Annotated in this window: 1 protein-coding gene; it reads right to left on the reverse strand. The window is 62.6% G+C overall.

Annotated elements, in window-relative coordinates:
* Window positions 1–44: 44 nt before the first annotated feature.
* The coding region (locus KZZ06_RS20875; RefSeq protein WP_219581873.1) for a hypothetical protein at window positions 45–270 on the reverse strand (226 nt) is incomplete at its 5' end.

Below are 270 nucleotides of genomic sequence, written 5' to 3' on the forward strand. Positions count from 1 at the left end.
CGGGCAGACCCATTTGCGGATCCGATCTTTGATCGCCTCCCGGATCATTTGGCGCCTCCAGGTGAGAGACGATCCTGACCCGTCTTCAGGTCGGCGAGCTTCTCATTTGTCTGCCGGAGGCCGGCCGCGGCGGTGAGCGCCGCCTCGGTGGACACTTTCATGATCTCGCCCTGCCCATCGCGGACGTCCTTCATGTTCTCTGCGATGTCCGCGTTCGTCGCCGATTGGCGCTCCAGAGCTGTCGCGATGCGCTCGGTAATCGCTTTGTTG

The organism is Sulfitobacter sp. CW3, assembly GCF_019392245.1.
Classification (GTDB): domain Bacteria; phylum Pseudomonadota; class Alphaproteobacteria; order Rhodobacterales; family Rhodobacteraceae; genus Sulfitobacter.